Genomic DNA, 17,575 nt, shown 5'->3' on the forward strand with positions numbered 1-17,575 from the left:
TCAGTTTTATGATAACTTTACTGTTAAAAGAAGTCTAGACAACCTTGTTTTATGCTTGGATATAAGGCTTATTTTAGGCACTGTTGCAAAGTTAGCGATGAGGCAGCCTTTTGTCTTATTCAAAGGCCTTACATTTCAAAAACTCTGCTTACCAGGCGCATTTCGCCCAGGGGATCACCATAATAAAATGCTGAGGCCTGGCCTTTGCGTAGTGCACGCATCACCTCAATACCTTTGATGGTGGCGTAAGCCGTCTTCATGGATTTAAATCCCAGCGTGGCGCCGATTATCCGTTTCAGTTTGCCATGATCGCATTCAATCACGTTGTTCCGGTACTTAATCTGTCGGTGTTCAACGTCAGACGGGCACCGGCCTTCGCGTTTGAGCAGAGCAAGCGCGCGACCATAGGCGGGCGCTTTATCCGTGTTGATGAATCGCGGGATCTGCCACTTCTTCACGTTGTTGAGGATTTTACCCAGAAACCGGTATGCAGCTTTGCTGTTACGACGGGAGGAGAGATAAAAATCGACAGTGCGGCCCCGGCTGTCGACGGCCCGGTACAGATACGCCCAGCGGCCATTGACCTTCACGTAGGTTTCATCCATGTGCCACGGGCAAAGATCGGAAGGGTTACGCCAGTACCAGCGCAGCCGTTTTTCCATTTCAGGCGCATAACGCTGAACCCAGCGGTAAATCGTGGAGTGATCGACATTCACTCCGCGTTCAGCCAGCATCTCCTGCAGCTCACGGTAACTGATGCCGTATTTGCAGTACCAGCGTACGGCCCACAGAATGATGTCACGCTGAAAATGCCGGCCTTTGAATGGGTTCATGTGCAGCTCCATCAGCAAAAGGGGATGATAAGTTTATCACCACCGACTATTTGCAACAGTGCCGTGTACATCGAAATACGGCTTATCAGGCGTTAAAAGATGCTTGCGATGACTTGTTTGCAAGACAATTCAGTTATCAGAGTCTTAGTGAAAAAGGTAACACTATTAATCACAAATCAAGATGGGTGAGCGAGGTGGCTTATATTGATAATGAAGCTGTCGTTAGACTTATTTTTGCCCCTGCTATTGTGCCTTTAATTACTAGGTTAGAAGAACAATTTACAAAGTATGAAATACAACAAATAAGTAATTTAACAAGTGCTTATGCTGTTCGTTTATATGAAATATTGATTGCATGGCGTAGTACTGGAAAAACGCCTCTCATAACTATGTATGATTTTAGACAAAAAATAGGTGTACTCGAGACTGAATACAAACGAATGGTGCTGAATTTGATGTTCATCAAAACCAAATTATTGACTGGAAAAATCAATTGATCTCAGCTTCCTCGCAAGCTTTCGATCAATCAAAAGCTCCATCAGAACCCCCCATTGATCTTAAAAAGTTACATGCAAAAATCGGTGAGCAGGCATTAGAAATTGATTTTTTAGAAGGTGTGTTGAAGAAACTGGGCCGCTTCAACCACAAAAGTTAATCGACGACTCACTTCAGATTTCAGTATCTAAGCAAGCTAAGCTGCTGAAAGTCTCCCGTGGTTGTTATTATTATCGCCCAAAACCTGTTAGCTCATCAGATCTGAAGCTGATGCGATGTATTGATGAATTACATATGCAATATCCTTTTGCAGGCAGTCGTATGATGCGTGATTTGTTGAATCGTCAAGGGCATCATATAGGACGACGTCATACACGTACTTTAATGAAGAAAATGGGTATTCAGGCGTTATATTGCAAACCAAATTTAAGCCAGGCTAATCAAGCTCACCGTAAATATCCATATCTGCTCAAAGGGTTGGCTATTCAGCGCAGTAATCAAGTGTGGTCTACGGATATAACGTATATCCCTATGGCAAAAGGCTTTGTTTATTTATGTGCTGTGATTGATTGGCATAGCCGCAAGGTACTTGCGCATAGGGTATCGATTAGTATGGAGGTGGATTTTTGTATTTCGGTTTTAAATGAAGCGATTGAAAAATATGGATCACCTGAAATATTGAATACAGACCAAGGCAGTCAGTTCACCAGTGATGCATTTATTGATGTATTGAAATCAAATGGCATTCAAATCAGTATGGATGGTAAAGGTCGATGGGTAGATAATGTGATGGTTGAACGATTATGGCGGAGCGTTAAATATGAAGAGGTGTATCTCAAAGCTTATAGCAGTGTCACAGATGCGAAAAAGCAATTAAGTGCATATTTTGAGTTTTATAATTTGAAACGACCTCATTCGAGTCTAGACAAAATGACACCAAATGATTTTTACTATGATCAGCTACCCCAACAAAACAAGGTGGCTTAACTAGAGCGGAATATCACTTATAAATACGCTTTTAGTTGTTCAAACAAGTGGGACCACCTCTATTCGTCATTTCCCATAAGAATTTAATAAAATACTATATGGTTGACGGATAGATAAAAGACTAGGAAAAGAAAAGCAGACAAAAAAATACCATCGATAATAAAATTGGTTAAAAATGTTGCACGATGAAATTTAAATAAACTTGTAAAGCTAATAAATTAACAATTTTATATTCAAAAAAACTTAAATCACAAGTTAAGCTAATAAACAGCTTTAGCTATTTTAAATAAGTTCATTTTAAAAACCAAAATTTAGATTTATTGGCTATATAAAACTTTAAATCAGTAGTTCCACTAACTTTTTTCACTTATTTATTTAAAAATTAGCAACTTAAAAATACAGCTAAGTATTTTTAGATATTGCTTGGAGTTAATTCAATTCATCAAGTTTTAAAAAATAATTCCTTTTGTCAGGCATATCGTTTTTTAAATGCTTTAAAAATATTTTAGCAGTTTCCTCAGATACATCCTCTCTTAGGCAACGTTCAACAAAAGATATATCTACAAATTCATCTGCTAATCCAGCACGACCAAGATCTAAAAAGTAAATTTCACCAGATTTATCTATAAAAATATTACTATCCGTGATATCGCCATGAGAAAAAACCAATCTTTCTTCAACACGAGTCTCATTTAACTCATTCCAAAGACTTAGGTAAGTTTTATGGTCTCCCCATAATTCAGCCTCAAAATCATCTTGATCTATCTCGTCAAGGAGTTGGTTATCAATAAAAAATTTTGACTCTTTTAACCGATGATCAATGCTTGAAATAAATGGGCAATCAAAAATAGCAACTGCATTTAACTGATTGAGTGTTTCCTTATAGATAGAAAGCAATTCTTGCTCTGTTAAAAAAAGCGCTGAAATTGGTTTTGCATTGATCGCTTTAGTGATCATGAATTCAAACTGCTCATCCTGAAAAGTCATGATGAGTTCAGGCACCTTTAATTTATCAGAGAGCCAACTCATCATTTTCGCTTCACGAGAGACACTGTATGTGGTCTCTGTATATAAAGTGCTAGATCGCTTAAGAAAAAAAGTTTCATTATTTCGATTAAAAGAATAAACATCCGATGGCGACTGACCAATTTTATTTGGCTCTAAAACGCTGTTTCCAATAAATTGTTGAATAATATTAGGCAATTCCATCAAGTTTTCCTTTTATTCAGCATTAAAAACCTCGCAAATGCGAGGCCTAGTAAATAGATGATCTTAATTAGGTTCACTGTAGCAAAAATATGGCTTATTGTCTATAGAGGGTCAATGCATCAAACTTTTGTCATTACCTCTCAATTGCATAAATAGCGCTAGGCTTAAGGAAAATGGGTTGCTGTATTTCTCTGTCTCAAATCTCAAGAATAAGCTAGAGCAGAATATTAGACAGCAGCAAGACCTCAGGATGCAGACAAATCGCGGAGTAGTTGCTCCAAATCCTGTTCGCCCACTTTTGTTTGAGCACCTGCCTGCAAGCCGCCACGAATGAGTTTTTCAGCAGCCGGACGCGCAAACAGACCAGCCCATGCCTTGTGCTCTCGAAGGAAGTCTTCACTTAAATCCGTTGGTGGGATTGCTTTCTTTGCAGCGGCGATGACCCCTTCAGGTAAAGCTGCAATATTTGTGGCGATGCGATGAACAAAAGCGTCTAACTCATTTGCCGGAAGCGCACGATTTACCCAACCATATCGTTCGGCTAGCAAAGCGTCAATAAGGTCAGCACCAAGAATTACCTCGGGTATAGGAAGTATAAACCACCTTTTTGCTCCTCATCCGAAGTATCTTACCTGAAATTCCCTCACTCGTTTACCGCTCAAGCCCCAATTTTAACTGCCGGTCCAGCCTAAACCGCTCTAATAAGGTTCGATTTGGCGGTAAAATCTCTAGCCTGATAGCTCGAGAGATACAAACTGCCCCACCGCCCCGTTTAAAAGTTGGCAGTGTTGAGCAGTGTTGGATTTGGGGTCGTCAGTCAAAGAGACGACTCTGTGATGGATCGAACAGGCTGGGAGTCAGTGGCGGCGCTCGTTCTGGTGGCAGCTCACGCTGCTTGGCGGCATTCGCCTTGGCTGTTTTCTGTTTCAGATGCTTGAGAATCTGCTCAATGACCTTCGGATCTTCGATGCTGGCAATCACTTTGACGTGACCGCCGCAGTGTTCGCAGACTTCAATATCAATATTGAAGACTCGCTTGAGGCGTTGCATCCAGGTCATGGCGCGGTGGCGCTCTGCAGGACTCTTGTCACGCCAGTTAGTATCGAGACCTTCCGATTTGTCGGGCTTCTTGCCCCGCTTGGCGGGTGTTACTTGAACTCGGTGTTTGCTGTTCGGTGCAAAGACGCCGTGGAAGCGTGTGAGGTTGACTCGCGGCTTAGGTACCAACGCAGCGAGTTTGGCGATGAAGTCCAGCGGCTCGAAGATCACATGGGTGGTGCCATTGCGGTACGGAGTTTTGAGCTCGTAACGCACCTGCCCATTGGCGGTTAATGCCAGACGTTTTTCTGAAACCGCTGGCCGACTAATGTAGCGACACAAGCGCTCAAGCTTATCCCGCTGATGCGCTTCGGCCATCACACCGGCGTGTAGCGAGAAACCAGCATGGTTGGCTACTCGACTGCTTGAGTCGGCTTTATCCTCACGCCCTGGCAAGGTTTGCAGGGTGAAGACTTTGCGCCCTTGCTGGGGGCCGACGGCAATGCGATACGTAACCGAAGCACCATGTAATTGAGTCAGCGTATCGTCTTCGCCCTCTTCCAGTGTCAACCACGTATTCTCGGCATCACGCTCCAAAATCCCACGCTTTTCCATGCAGCGAGCGATGCGATGGCTGAGGGTGTGAGCGAGCGTATTCAGCTCATCGTAAGTGGGTGCCTTGACACGATGGAAGCGTTGCTTGCCATAGTCATCTTCGGCATAGACACCATCGAGAAACAGCATGTGGTAGTGGACATTGAGATTTAGCGCGGAGCCAAAGCGTTGGATAAGAGTCACTGAGCCAGTTTGTGCAGAGGCTTTGGTGTAACCGGCTTTTTTGATCAGATGAGTTGAGAGTGTACGATAGACGATACTCAAGACCTGGCCCATCAGCTGGGGATGGCGAGCCAGCAAAAAGCGTAGCTGGAAAGGAAAGCTGAGCACCCACTGGCGAATGGGCTCCTTGGGGAAGACTTCGTCTATCAGCAGCGCCGCACTCTCGGCCATCCGGCGGGCACCGCAGCTAGGGCAAAAGCCGCGTCGTTTACAGCTGAAGGCGACCAGACGCTCGTGATGACAATCCTCGCAGCGAACCCGCATGAAACCATACTCCAGACGGCCACATTGGAGGAGGTCGTTGAATTCTTGTTGGATGTAGCGAGGCAGGTGTTGACCTTGGGCTTCGAGTGAGGCTTTGAAGGCTGGGTAGTGCTGCTCAACCAGCTGGTAGAGCAGCGTCTGGTCGGGTTGGTGGCGTTCGTAACCGTTTGTTTGAGTGGGCGATTGACTCGCCGTGGCGTTCCTTGCCAGCGACATGGGTATCCTCCGCTGATACTGTGGTTATGTACAGTATCAGCGGCTTGCGTTCAGACGTCCAGTCTGGCCCTAGACATCGCTAAATGCTTAACCCGCAATAGCCCTCACGAGTTGTTATCAGCCACTACCGGTTGAGCGAGAAGGTTTTGGGTTCAGGGTGCTATTGCTCCACCAATCACAATACTGAAGCCCCAACTGTTATCAGTTGGGGCTTTTTCTTGTCTGTTTGCGGCGGTTGCGTTTTATCGGTAGTCGTCGAGCTCTGCACCATCCCACATAAGAGCTTAACGGTGCGATCTTCAACGCCATCACACAAAACTTTCTTTTTCACGCACAGTCAACTTATTGGATGTTTTATTAACAACCCAAAAGGAGATATTTAGCGGGCGGCCGGAAGGTGAATGCTAGGCATGATCTAACCCTCGGTCTCTGGCGTCGCGACTGCGAAATTTCGCGAGGGTTTCCGAGAAGGTGATTGCGCTTCGCAGATCTCCAGGCGCGTGGGTGCGGACGTAGTCAGCGCCATTGCCGATCGCGTGAAGTTCCGCCGCAAGGCTCGCTGGACCCAGATCCTTTACAGGAAGGCCAACGGTGGCGCCCAAGAAGGATTTCCGCGACACCGAGACCAATAGCGGAAGCCCCAACGCCGACTTCAGCTTTTGAAGGTTCGACAGCACGTGCAGCGATGTTTCCGGTGCGGGGCTCAAGAAAAATCCCATCCCCGGATCGAGGATGAGCCGGTCGGCAGCGACCCCGCTCCGTCGCAAGGCGGAAACCCGCGCCTCGAAGAACCGCACAATCTCGTCGAGCGCGTCTTCGGGTCGAAGGTGACCGGTGCGGGTGGCGATGCCATCCCGCTGCGCTGAGTGCATAACCACCAGCCTGCAGTCCGCCTCAGCAATATCGGGATAGAGCGCAGGGTCAGGAAATCCTTGGATATCGTTCAGGTAGCCCACGCCGCGCTTGAGCGCATAGCGCTGGGTTTCCGGTTGGAAGCTGTCGATTGAAACACGGTGCATCTGATCGGACAGGGCGTCTAAGAGCGGCGCAATACGTCTGATCTCATCGGCCGGCGATACAGGCCTCGCGTCCGGATGGCTGGCGGCCGGTCCGACATCCACGACGTCTGATCCGACTCGCAGCATTTCGATCGCCGCGGTGACAGCGCCGGCGGGGTCTAGCCGCCGGCTCTCATCGAAGAAGGAGTCCTCGGTGAGATTCAGAATGCCGAACACCGTCACCATGGCGTCGGCCTCCGCAGCGACTTCCACGATGGGGATCGGGCGAGCAAAAAGGCAGCAATTATGAGCCCCATACCTACAAAGCCCCACGCATCAAGCTTTTGCCCATGAAGCAACCAGGCAATGGCTGTAATTATGACGACGCCGAGTCCCGACCAGACTGCATAAGCAACACCGACAGGGATGGATTTCAGAACCAGAGAAAGAAAATAAAATGCGATGCCATAACCGATTATGACAACGGCGGAAGGGGCAAGCTTAGTAAAGCCCTCGCTAGATTTTAATGCGGATGTTGCGATTACTTCGCCAACTATTGCGATAACAAGAAAAAGCCAGCCTTTCATGATATATCTCCCAATTTGTGTAGGGCTTATTATGCACGCTTAAAAATAATAAAAGCAGACTTGACCTGATAGTTTGGCTGTGAGCAATTATGTGCTTAGTGCATCTAACGCCGCCATAAACGGCGACAGGGTGGCGCGCCTATTGCGCATAAAATGGCGAAGCCATGCGCAACAGGCGCGGAATCTCTGGCGTCCGGTTTGATGGCTTTGTTATGCAAAGGACTAGTCTTCAATGACGTGTAAACCACGGCGCTTTAAGTCCTCCAACGAATCCAACATTCCCCTTATTAATTCAACAGGATGCCCCTCCCAGTCTTCAACAACGCCAACAATTCTCAAGGGTTCGCAGGTTCTATAGGACTGTGTTGGATTACCGGGAAATCTTTTGTTCGTAAGATTCGGATCGTCTTCGAACGGTCCTGTTGGCTCAACTATGTATATGTAGCCGCGACCCTCGAGGCCAGACAGTGACATAGCAAGTTCAGCTCCCCAAACTGCTGGCTCCATCAAGGCTGAAAAGTAGATGTGCTTAAGAATACGACCGTCCTCGAAATGAGAGATGAACCCTGTGGTTAGCAAGTCACCAATCGCCAAATTGGCTTTGGTTCCATGATAGAACGGTCCTTGCACCTGCTTGTAATTATCATGAGAGATGGGAATCCAATCTTTTACCATTTTAAGACCCTTAATTGTTGGGATTTGGCTGCATAACGCCTGAAATAAGCCGTGCCGCGAAGCGGCATCGGCTTGATTGAATTGTTAGACGGCAAACTCGAGCCAATACTTGTGCAGGCCAACAATATTAGACGAGCACAGCATGGGCATTGCCGCTTTGATCTTCTCCAGTGACCAATTCCACCACTCCATCTCCAGAAGCAATGAAATTTCCTCATCGGTGAAGCGTTTCTTAATCTTCTTAGCGGGATTGCCGCCAACGATAGCGTAAGGCTCCACATCTTTTGTCACCAACGAGCGGCTGCCTATCACCGCACCGTGCCCGATCTTGATTCCGGGCATGACCATTGCCTCAGAGCCGATCCAAACGTCATTGCCAATGACAGTATTACCTGCTTTTTGGAAGGCATCGAGTGCGCTTGAGAATGCAGGTTCTTCCTGCATATAAAAGAACGGGAAAGATGATGCCCAGTCGTACCGATGCCCCTGATTGCCAGCAGATCAGCATTATTTAAATCAAGTTGCCATGTCACTGAATACTCGTCCTAGAAAGGCGTTAGATTGGCTTACACCATTAGAGAAATTTGCTCAGCTTGTTGATTATCATATGGCTTTTGAAACTGTCGCACCTCATGTTTGAATTCGCCCCATATTTTTGCTACAGTGAACCAAATTAAGATCATCTATTTACTAGGCCTCGCATTTGCGGGGTTTTTAATGCTGAATAAAAGGAAAACTTGATGGAATTGCCCAATATTATGCACCCGGTCGCGAAGCTGAGCACCGCATTAGCCGCTGCATTGATGCTGAGCGGGTGCATGCCCGGTGAAATCCGCCCGACGATTGGCCAGCAAATGGAAACTGGCGACCAACGGTTTGGCGATCTGGTTTTCCGCCAGCTCGCACCGAATGTCTGGCAGCACACTTCCTATCTCGACATGCCGGGTTTCGGGGCAGTCGCTTCCAACGGTTTGATCGTCAGGGATGGCGGCCGCGTGCTGGTGGTCGATACCGCCTGGACCGATGACCAGACCGCCCAGATCCTCAACTGGATCAAGCAGGAGATCAACCTGCCGGTCGCGCTGGCGGTGGTGACTCACGCGCATCAGGACAAGATGGGCGGTATGGACGCGCTGCATGCGGCGGGGATTGCGACTTATGCCAATGCGTTGTCGAACCAGCTTGCCCCGCAAGAGGGGATGGTTGCGGCGCAACACAGCCTGACTTTCGCCGCCAATGGCTGGGTCGAACCAGCAACCGCGCCCAACTTTGGCCCGCTCAAGGTATTTTACCCCGGCCCCGGCCACACCAGTGACAATATCACCGTTGGGATCGACGGCACCGACATCGCTTTTGGTGGCTGCCTGATCAAGGACAGCAAGGCCAAGTCGCTCGGCAATCTCGGTGATGCCGACACTGAGCACTACGCCGCGTCAGCGCGCGCGTTTGGTGCGGCGTTCCCCAAGGCCAGCATGATCGTGATGAGCCATTCCGCCCCCGATAGCCGCGCCGCAATCACTCATACGGCCCGCATGGCCGACAAGCTGCGCTGAGCCATGGCTGACCACGTCACCCCCAATCTGCCATCGCGCGATTTCGATGTGACAGAGGCGTTTTATGCGAAGCTGGGCTTTGCGACGAGTTGGAAGGATCGCGGCTGGATGATCCTGCAGCGCGGCGGTTTGCAGCTCGAATTCTTCCCCTATCCTGACCTCGACCCAGCTACGAGCTCGTTCGGCTGTTGCCTGCGGTTGGATGATCTCGATGCCATGGTGGCATTGGTGAACGCGGCGGGAGCCGAGGAAAAAAGCACCGGCTGGCCGCGCTTCAAAGCTCCGCAACTGGAGGCGAGCGGCCTGAGGATCGGCTACCTGATCGATCCCGACTGCACGCTGGTGCGGCTGATCCAGAACCCCGACTGACCGCATGCCCGCGAAAATCAAGATTTGCGGGATCAGCACACCCGAGGCGCTCGATGCGACCATCGCGGCGCGGGCGGACTATGCCGGGTTGGTGTTCTATCCAGCGTCGCCCCGTGCGGTTACGTCGAATGTCGCGGGCGCTTTGACATCGCGCGCAGCTGGCCAGATCGCCATGGTCGGTTTGTTCGTCGATGCGGATGATGCTGTCATCGCCGACGCACTGGTGGCAGCCAAGCTGAACGCGCTGCAGCTGCACGGTTCGGAATCGCCCGAACGCGTGGCCCAGTTGCGCGCGCGGTTTGGCAAGCCGGTGTGGAAGGCGCTGCCCGTCGCCAGCGCCAGCGATGTCGCACGCGCCGCAGCCTATGCCGGGGCGGCGGACTTGATCTTGTTCGACGCCAAGACCCCCAAAGGCGCGCTGCCCGGCGGCATGGGGTTGGCGTTGGGTATAGGAAGTATAAACCACCTTTTTGCTCCTCATCCGAAGTATCTTACCTGAAATTCCCTCACTCGTTTACCGCTCAAGCCCCAATTTTAACTGCCGGTCCAGCCTAAACCGCTCTAATAAGGTTCGATTTGGCGGTAAAATCTCTAGCCTGATAGCTCGAGAGATACAAACTGCCCCACCGCCCCGTTTAAAAGTTGGCAGTGTTGAGCAGTGTTGGATTTGGGGTCGTCAGTCAAAGAGACGACTCTGTGATGGATCGAACAGGCTGGGAGTCAGTGGCGGCGCTCGTTCTGGTGGCAGCTCACGCTGCTTGGCGGCATTCGCCTTGGCTGTTTTCTGTTTCAGATGCTTGAGAATCTGCTCAATGACCTTCGGATCTTCGATGCTGGCAATCACTTTGACGTGACCGCCGCAGTGTTCGCAGACTTCAATATCAATATTGAAGACTCGCTTGAGGCGTTGCATCCAGGTCATGGCGCGGTGGCGCTCTGCAGGACTCTTGTCACGCCAGTTAGTATCGAGACCTTCCGATTTGTCGGGCTTCTTGCCCCGCTTGGCGGGTGTTACTTGAACTCGGTGTTTGCTGTTCGGTGCAAAGACGCCGTGGAAGCGTGTGAGGTTGACTCGCGGCTTAGGTACCAACGCAGCGAGTTTGGCGATGAAGTCCAGCGGCTCGAAGATCACATGGGTGGTGCCATTGCGGTACGGAGTTTTGAGCTCGTAACGCACCTGCCCATTGGCGGTTAATGCCAGACGTTTTTCTGAAACCGCTGGCCGACTAATGTAGCGACACAAGCGCTCAAGCTTATCCCGCTGATGCGCTTCGGCCATCACACCGGCGTGTAGCGAGAAACCAGCATGGTTGGCTACTCGACTGCTTGAGTCGGCTTTATCCTCACGCCCTGGCAAGGTTTGCAGGGTGAAGACTTTGCGCCCTTGCTGGGGGCCGACGGCAATGCGATACGTAACCGAAGCACCATGTAATTGAGTCAGCGTATCGTCTTCGCCCTCTTCCAGTGTCAACCACGTATTCTCGGCATCACGCTCCAAAATCCCACGCTTTTCCATGCAGCGAGCGATGCGATGGCTGAGGGTGTGAGCGAGCGTATTCAGCTCATCGTAAGTGGGTGCCTTGACACGATGGAAGCGTTGCTTGCCATAGTCATCTTCGGCATAGACACCATCGAGAAACAGCATGTGGTAGTGGACATTGAGATTTAGCGCGGAGCCAAAGCGTTGGATAAGAGTCACTGAGCCAGTTTGTGCAGAGGCTTTGGTGTAACCGGCTTTTTTGATCAGATGAGTTGAGAGTGTACGATAGACGATACTCAAGACCTGGCCCATCAGCTGGGGATGGCGAGCCAGCAAAAAGCGTAGCTGGAAAGGAAAGCTGAGCACCCACTGGCGAATGGGCTCCTTGGGGAAGACTTCGTCTATCAGCAGCGCCGCACTCTCGGCCATCCGGCGGGCACCGCAGCTAGGGCAAAAGCCGCGTCGTTTACAGCTGAAGGCGACCAGACGCTCGTGATGACAATCCTCGCAGCGAACCCGCATGAAACCATACTCCAGACGGCCACATTGGAGGAGGTCGTTGAATTCTTGTTGGATGTAGCGAGGCAGGTGTTGACCTTGGGCTTCGAGTGAGGCTTTGAAGGCTGGGTAGTGCTGCTCAACCAGCTGGTAGAGCAGCGTCTGGTCGGGTTGGTGGCGTTCGTAACCGTTTGTTTGAGTGGGCGATTGACTCGCCGTGGCGTTCCTTGCCAGCGACATGGGTATCCTCCGCTGATACTGTGGTTATGTACAGTATCAGCGGCTTGCGTTCAGACGTCCAGTCTGGCCCTAGACATCGCTAAATGCTTAACCCGCAATAGCCCTCACGAGTTGTTATCAGCCACTACCGGTTGAGCGAGAAGGTTTTGGGTTCAGGGTGCTATTGCTCCACCAATCACAATACTGAAGCCCCAACTGTTATCAGTTGGGGCTTTTTCTTGTCTGTTTGCGGCGGTTGCGTTTTATCGGTAGTCGTCGAGCTCTGCACCATCCCACATAAGAGCTTAACGGTGCGATCTTCAACGCCATCACACAAAACTTTCTTTTTCACGCACAGTCAACTTATTGGATGTTTTATTAACAACCCAAAAGGAGATATTTAGCGGGCGGCCGGAAGGTGAATGCTAGGCATGATCTAACCCTCGGTCTCTGGCGTCGCGACTGCGAAATTTCGCGAGGGTTTCCGAGAAGGTGATTGCGCTTCGCAGATCTCCAGGCGCGTGGGTGCGGACGTAGTCAGCGCCATTGCCGATCGCGTGAAGTTCCGCCGCAAGGCTCGCTGGACCCAGATCCTTTACAGGAAGGCCAACGGTGGCGCCCAAGAAGGATTTCCGCGACACCGAGACCAATAGCGGAAGCCCCAACGCCGACTTCAGCTTTTGAAGGTTCGACAGCACGTGCAGCGATGTTTCCGGTGCGGGGCTCAAGAAAAATCCCATCCCCGGATCGAGGATGAGCCGGTCGGCAGCGACCCCGCTCCGTCGCAAGGCGGAAACCCGCGCCTCGAAGAACCGCACAATCTCGTCGAGCGCGTCTTCGGGTCGAAGGTGACCGGTGCGGGTGGCGATGCCATCCCGCTGCGCTGAGTGCATAACCACCAGCCTGCAGTCCGCCTCAGCAATATCGGGATAGAGCGCAGGGTCAGGAAATCCTTGGATATCGTTCAGGTAGCCCACGCCGCGCTTGAGCGCATAGCGCTGGGTTTCCGGTTGGAAGCTGTCGATTGAAACACGGTGCATCTGATCGGACAGGGCGTCTAAGAGCGGCGCAATACGTCTGATCTCATCGGCCGGCGATACAGGCCTCGCGTCCGGATGGCTGGCGGCCGGTCCGACATCCACGACGTCTGATCCGACTCGCAGCATTTCGATCGCCGCGGTGACAGCGCCGGCGGGGTCTAGCCGCCGGCTCTCATCGAAGAAGGAGTCCTCGGTGAGATTCAGAATGCCGAACACCGTCACCATGGCGTCGGCCTCCGCAGCGACTTCCACGATGGGGATCGGGCGAGCAAAAAGGCAGCAATTATGAGCCCCATACCTACAAAGCCCCACGCATCAAGCTTTTGCCCATGAAGCAACCAGGCAATGGCTGTAATTATGACGACGCCGAGTCCCGACCAGACTGCATAAGCAACACCGACAGGGATGGATTTCAGAACCAGAGAAAGAAAATAAAATGCGATGCCATAACCGATTATGACAACGGCGGAAGGGGCAAGCTTAGTAAAGCCCTCGCTAGATTTTAATGCGGATGTTGCGATTACTTCGCCAACTATTGCGATAACAAGAAAAAGCCAGCCTTTCATGATATATCTCCCAATTTGTGTAGGGCTTATTATGCACGCTTAAAAATAATAAAAGCAGACTTGACCTGATAGTTTGGCTGTGAGCAATTATGTGCTTAGTGCATCTAACCGTCAAAATCAGCGGCGCGTTTTTATGCGTCCGCTGGATTTACTTGTTGTGCGGCGTCGCAGACTCATTGAGCAACCTTTTTGCCTGCGCAATTACAGTTCTCGGAAGCTCGATATTCAGAGGTTCTGTCACGCTCTTGAACAATTCGAGACTCCACGTCCACGTTTGATGATAGGCTGCACATAGTGCTCTTGGTTCTGCACTGCTTGTGCATGCCAGATAGCGATTATACGAGTCCTCCGAGATATCCTTTTCGAGCGCGCGTGAAGGTGTCGGCCAGTGGTCTGTTGCCCCTTCGTGGAGTCGAACCAGCTTGAGTAGGTTTTCATGTGCTTTGCTGAGCAAAGCCCAGGCGCGAGCGTACTCTCCCCGATTTAAAAGATTGGCCCCAAAGAGCATCAGGCTGATGAGGTTCAACACAAGCCCTTCCACCAGCGGCGCGCCTTCACGTATCGGGGGACCGCCCACGAGAGCGCTTGCGTACCTTGACAACTCTCCTGATCGGTCCAACAAAACAGCCGCCTCAAGCGAGGGAAACCACCCATAGCCTTGCCAAGTGGAAATGACCGGTATGTCCGATTTTCGCATGAAATGGAATTCACCGCGAATGCCGTTTTCAAAAAGTGCGGTGTGGTGGCCGAAGTCGTCCGGAAAGTAAGCAGCAACCGGACTTACGGCATTAAGCCACGAGCGCTGATCGAAATTTTCAAAATGGTCATCCTGGATGAACACTGCGAATTCGATATCAGAGAACTCGTCACCCTCTCCGATAGCAAATGAGCCGAACATCAATGCCGCGATTATTCGTGCATCCTCATGACAACCTTCCTTGAAGAGTTCGATCATTTTCAGTTGAAGCATAGAAATATCCTTTTATTGAAGCCACAGATTATGAGGAAAGGTATACGCAGATTTTTGTTTTTTTTCGTCAGCACAACGCCGGAGTTAAGCCGCCGCGCGTAGCGCGGTCGGCTTGAACGAATTGTTAGACATCATTTACCAACTGACTTGATGATCTCGCCTTTCACAAAGCGAATAAATTCTTCCAAGTGATCTGCGCGTGAGGCCAAGTGATCTTCTTTTTGTCCCAGATAAGCTTGCTTAGCTTCAAGTAAGACGGGCTGATACTGGGCAGGTAGGCGTTTTATTGCCCAGTCGGCAGCGACATCCTTCGGCGCGATTTTGCCGGTTATTGCGCTGTACCAAATGCGGGACAACGTAAGCACTACATTTCGCTCATCGCCGGCCCAGTCGGGCTGCGAGTTCCATAGCTTCAAGGTTTCCCTCAGCGCCTCGAATAGATCCTGTTCAGGAACCGGGTCAAAGAATTCCTCCGCTGCCGGACCTACCAAGGCAACGCTATGTTCTCTTGCTTTTGTAAGCAGGATAGCTAGATCAATGTCGATCATGGCTGGCTCGAAGATACCCGCAAGAATGTCATTGCGCTGCCATTCTCCAAATTGCAGCTCGCGCTTAGCCGGATAACGCCACGGGATGATGTCGTCATGCACGACAAGGGTGACTTCTATAGCGCGGAGCGTCTCGCTCTCGCCAGGGAAAGCCGAAGCCTCCATAAGATCATTGAGCAATGCTCGCCGCGTCGTTTCATCAAGCTTTACGGCCACAGTAACCAACAAATCAATATCGCTGTATGGCTTCAGGCCGCCATCCACTGCGGAGCCGTACAAATGCACGGCCAGCAACGTCGGTTCGAGATGGCGCTCAATGACGCTTAGCACCTCTGATAGTTGGTTCGAAATTTCGATGGTCACCGCTACCCTCATGATGTCTAACTTTGTTTTAGGGCGACTGCCCTGCTGCGTAACATCGTTGCTGCTCCATAACATCAAACATCGACCCACGGCGTAACGCGCTTGCTGCTTGGATGCCCGAGGCATAGACTGTACAAAAAAACAGTCATAACAAGCCATGAAAACCGCCACTGCGCCGTTACCACCGCTGCGTTCGGTCAAGGTTCTGGACCAGTTGCGTGAGCGCATACGCTACTTGCATTACAGTTTACGAACCGAACAGGCTTATGTCAACTGGGTTCGTGCCTTCATCCGTTTCCACGGTGTGCGTCACCCGGCAACCTTGGGCAGCAGCGAAGTCGAGGCATTTCTGTCCTGGCTGGCGAACGAGCGCAAGGTTTCGGTCTCCACGCATCGTCAGGCATTGGCGGCCTTGCTGTTCTTCTACGGCAAGGTGCTGTGCACGGATCTGCCCTGGCTTCAGGAGATCGGAAGACCTCGGCCGTCGCGGCGCTTGCCGGTGGTGCTGACCCCGGATGAAGTGGTTCGCATCCTCGGTTTTCTGGAAGGCGAGCATCGTTTGTTCGCCCAGCTTCTGTATGGAACGGGCATGCGGATCAGTGAGGGTTTGCAACTGCGGGTCAAGGATCTGGATTTCGATCACGGCACGATCATCGTGCGGGAGGGCAAGGGCTCCAAGGATCGGGCCTTGATGTTACCCGAGAGCTTGGCACCCAGCCTGCGCGAGCAGCTGTCGCGTGCACGGGCATGGTGGCTGAAGGACCAGGCCGAGGGCCGCAGCGGCGTTGCGCTTCCCGACGCCCTTGAGCGGAAGTATCCGCGCGCCGGGCATTCCTGGCCGTGGTTCTGGGTTTTTGCGCAGCACACGCATTCGACCGATCCACGGAGCGGTGTCGTGCGTCGCCATCACATGTATGACCAGACCTTTCAGCGCGCCTTCAAACGTGCCGTAGAACAAGCAGGCATCACGAAGCCCGCCACACCGCACACCCTCCGCCACTCGTTCGCGACGGCCTTGCTCCGCAGCGGTTACGACATTCGAACCGTGCAGGATCTGCTCGGCCATTCCGACGTCTCTACGACGATGATTTACACGCATGTGCTGAAAGTTGGCGGTGCCGGAGTGCGCTCACCGCTTGATGCGCTGCCGCCCCTCACTAGTGAGAGGTAGGGCAGCGCAAGTCAATCCTGGCGGATTCACTACCCCTGCGCGAAGGCCATCGGTGCCGCATCGAACGGCCGGTTGCGGAAAGTCCTCCCTGCGTCCGCTGATGGCCGGCAGCAGCCCGTCGTTGCCTGATGGATCCAACCCCTCCGCTGCTATAGTGCAGTCGGCTTCTGACGTTCAGTGCAGCCGTCTTCTGAAAACGACAATGGAGGTGGTAGCCGAGGGTGTGGAAACACCCGACTGCCTTGCGTGGTTGCGGCAGGCGGGTTGCGACACGGTGCAGGGTTTCCTGTTCGCCAGGCCGATGCCGGCGGCGGCCTTCGTCGGCTTCGTCAACCAATGGAGGAACACCACCATGAACGCCAATGAACCGAGCACCAGTTGCTGCGTGTGCTGCAAGGAAATCCCGCTCGATGCCGCCTTCACGCCGGAAGGGGCCGAGTACGTGGAGCATTTCTGCGGGCTGGAGTGCTATCAGCGCTTCCAGGCGCGGGCCAGCACTGCGACCGAAACCAGCGTCAAACCGGACGCTTGTGATTCGCCGCCGTCAGGTTGAGGCATACCCTAACCTGATGTCAGATGCCATGTGTAAATTGCGTCAGGATAGGATTGAATTTTGAATTTATTGACATATCTCGTTGAAGGTCATAGAGTCTTCCCTG

The 17,575-nt window shown here is 51.4% G+C and carries 16 protein-coding genes and 5 pseudogenes; 8 read left to right on the forward strand and 13 right to left on the reverse strand.

All coding sequences use genetic code 11. The features are described 5' to 3' along the window. Positions 1 to 128: 128 nt before the first annotated feature. The gene (locus FVA69_RS18685) at positions 129 to 833 is read right to left on the reverse strand and encodes an IS6-like element IS26 family transposase (protein ID WP_001067855.1); all 705 of its coding nucleotides are present in this window, start codon (positions 831 to 833) and stop codon (positions 129 to 131) included. Between FVA69_RS18685 and FVA69_RS18690 the strand changes: the two genes are divergently transcribed. Beyond that, positions 824 to 1,330 (forward strand): RepB family plasmid replication initiator protein, encoded by a 507-nt coding sequence (locus FVA69_RS18690; RefSeq protein ID WP_431309935.1) that lies wholly within the window; start codon positions 824 to 826, stop codon positions 1,328 to 1,330. The two genes, FVA69_RS18685 and FVA69_RS18690, sit on opposite strands and share 10 nt — an antisense overlap. Next, positions 1,279 to 2,315 (forward strand): annotated as a pseudogene (locus FVA69_RS18695) (IS3 family transposase); the annotation flags it as partial. The gene FVA69_RS18690 and the pseudogene FVA69_RS18695, both read left to right, overlap by 52 nt. Before the next feature lie 429 nt (positions 2,316 to 2,744). Here the strand turns inward: FVA69_RS18695 and FVA69_RS18700 are convergent. From FVA69_RS18700 to FVA69_RS18730, 7 genes and pseudogenes are all read right to left on the reverse strand, one after another. Then, positions 2,745 to 3,524 carry an APH(3')-VI family aminoglycoside O-phosphotransferase gene (locus tag FVA69_RS18700; protein ID WP_109018074.1) on the reverse strand — a complete coding sequence of 260 codons (780 nt, stop codon included), beginning with the start codon at positions 3,522 to 3,524 and terminating at the stop codon, positions 2,745 to 2,747. A 245-nt stretch (positions 3,525 to 3,769) separates the two neighbouring features. After that, a pseudogene (locus FVA69_RS18705) lies at positions 3,770 to 4,105 on the reverse strand (enoyl-CoA hydratase/isomerase family protein); the annotation flags it as partial. Positions 4,106 to 4,337: 232 nt separating this feature from the next. Further along, positions 4,338 to 5,879, reverse strand: coding sequence for an IS91-like element ISCR1 family transposase (locus FVA69_RS18710; RefSeq protein WP_000050481.1), 1,542 nt, complete (start codon positions 5,877 to 5,879; stop codon positions 4,338 to 4,340). Between the two features lie 404 nt (positions 5,880 to 6,283). After that, positions 6,284 to 7,123: a sulfonamide-resistant dihydropteroate synthase Sul1 gene (gene sul1 / locus FVA69_RS18715; protein WP_000259031.1), complete on the reverse strand. Its 840-nt coding sequence runs from the start codon at positions 7,121 to 7,123 to the stop codon at positions 6,284 to 6,286. Then, on the reverse strand, positions 7,117 to 7,464 hold the full coding sequence (locus FVA69_RS18720) for a quaternary ammonium compound efflux SMR transporter QacE delta 1 (protein WP_000679427.1): 348 nt from the start codon (positions 7,462 to 7,464) through the stop codon (positions 7,117 to 7,119). Before FVA69_RS18720 ends, sul1 (FVA69_RS18715) begins: the two co-directional genes overlap by 7 nt. A gap of 222 nt (positions 7,465 to 7,686) precedes the next feature. Then, positions 7,687 to 8,139 carry an NAD(+)--rifampin ADP-ribosyltransferase Arr-3 gene (locus FVA69_RS18725; RefSeq protein ID WP_001749986.1) on the reverse strand — a complete coding sequence of 151 codons (453 nt, stop codon included), beginning with the start codon at positions 8,137 to 8,139 and terminating at the stop codon, positions 7,687 to 7,689. 84 nt (positions 8,140 to 8,223) lie between these two features. Further along, a pseudogene (locus FVA69_RS18730) lies at positions 8,224 to 8,637 on the reverse strand (CatB-related O-acetyltransferase); the annotation flags it as partial. Here FVA69_RS18730 and FVA69_RS18735 point away from each other — a divergent pair. The 4 genes and pseudogenes from FVA69_RS18735 to FVA69_RS18750 form a co-directional block, all read left to right on the forward strand. Continuing rightward, a pseudogene (locus FVA69_RS18735) lies at positions 8,636 to 8,779 on the forward strand (IS30 family transposase); the annotation flags it as partial. The pseudogenes FVA69_RS18730 and FVA69_RS18735 sit on opposite strands and share 2 nt — an antisense overlap. Before the next feature lie 100 nt (positions 8,780 to 8,879). Next, the gene (locus tag FVA69_RS18740; protein WP_004201164.1) at positions 8,880 to 9,692 is read left to right on the forward strand and encodes a subclass B1 metallo-beta-lactamase NDM-1; all 813 of its coding nucleotides are present in this window, start codon (positions 8,880 to 8,882) and stop codon (positions 9,690 to 9,692) included. A gap of 3 nt (positions 9,693 to 9,695) precedes the next feature. Continuing rightward, positions 9,696 to 10,061: a bleomycin binding protein Ble-MBL gene (ble, locus tag FVA69_RS18745; RefSeq protein ID WP_004201167.1), complete on the forward strand. Its 366-nt coding sequence runs from the start codon at positions 9,696 to 9,698 to the stop codon at positions 10,059 to 10,061. A gap of 4 nt (positions 10,062 to 10,065) precedes the next feature. Beyond that, entirely contained in the window at positions 10,066 to 10,560 is a 495-nt protein-coding gene (locus FVA69_RS18750; protein WP_223231887.1) for a phosphoribosylanthranilate isomerase, read from the forward strand. A 177-nt stretch (positions 10,561 to 10,737) separates the two neighbouring features. On the opposite strand, the gene FVA69_RS18755 is transcribed toward FVA69_RS18750, so the two are convergent. The 5 genes and pseudogenes from FVA69_RS18755 to FVA69_RS18775 form a co-directional block, all read right to left on the reverse strand. Beyond that, complete coding sequence (locus FVA69_RS18755; RefSeq protein WP_000050481.1) at positions 10,738 to 12,279, reverse strand: IS91-like element ISCR1 family transposase; 1,542 nt, start codon at positions 12,277 to 12,279, stop codon at positions 10,738 to 10,740. A gap of 404 nt (positions 12,280 to 12,683) precedes the next feature. Then, on the reverse strand, positions 12,684 to 13,523 hold the full coding sequence (gene sul1 / locus FVA69_RS18760) for a sulfonamide-resistant dihydropteroate synthase Sul1 (protein WP_000259031.1): 840 nt from the start codon (positions 13,521 to 13,523) through the stop codon (positions 12,684 to 12,686). Beyond that, positions 13,517 to 13,864, reverse strand: coding sequence for a quaternary ammonium compound efflux SMR transporter QacE delta 1 (locus tag FVA69_RS18765; RefSeq protein ID WP_000679427.1), 348 nt, complete (start codon positions 13,862 to 13,864; stop codon positions 13,517 to 13,519). Before FVA69_RS18765 ends, sul1 (FVA69_RS18760) begins: the two co-directional genes overlap by 7 nt. A 148-nt stretch (positions 13,865 to 14,012) precedes the next feature. Beyond that, positions 14,013 to 14,834, reverse strand: coding sequence for a lincosamide nucleotidyltransferase Lnu(F) (gene lnu(F) / locus FVA69_RS18770; protein WP_000939727.1), 822 nt, complete (start codon positions 14,832 to 14,834; stop codon positions 14,013 to 14,015). Between the two features lie 84 nt (positions 14,835 to 14,918). After that, positions 14,919 to 15,757, reverse strand: a pseudogene (locus FVA69_RS18775) (AadA family aminoglycoside 3''-O-nucleotidyltransferase). Positions 15,758 to 15,902: 145 nt separating this feature from the next. Between FVA69_RS18775 and intI1 the strand changes: the two are divergent. Continuing rightward, on the forward strand, positions 15,903 to 16,916 hold the full coding sequence (intI1, locus tag FVA69_RS18780; RefSeq protein WP_000845054.1) for a class 1 integron integrase IntI1: 1,014 nt from the start codon (positions 15,903 to 15,905) through the stop codon (positions 16,914 to 16,916). A 223-nt stretch (positions 16,917 to 17,139) separates the two neighbouring features. Then, complete coding sequence (locus FVA69_RS18785; protein ID WP_077890861.1) at positions 17,140 to 17,469, forward strand: DUF3330 domain-containing protein; 330 nt, start codon at positions 17,140 to 17,142, stop codon at positions 17,467 to 17,469. Positions 17,470 to 17,575 lie beyond the last annotated feature (106 nt).

Origin of the sequence: Providencia sp. PROV004 (genome assembly GCF_011045615.1) — a bacterium.
Classification (GTDB): Bacteria; Pseudomonadota; Gammaproteobacteria; order Enterobacterales; family Enterobacteriaceae; genus Providencia; species Providencia rettgeri.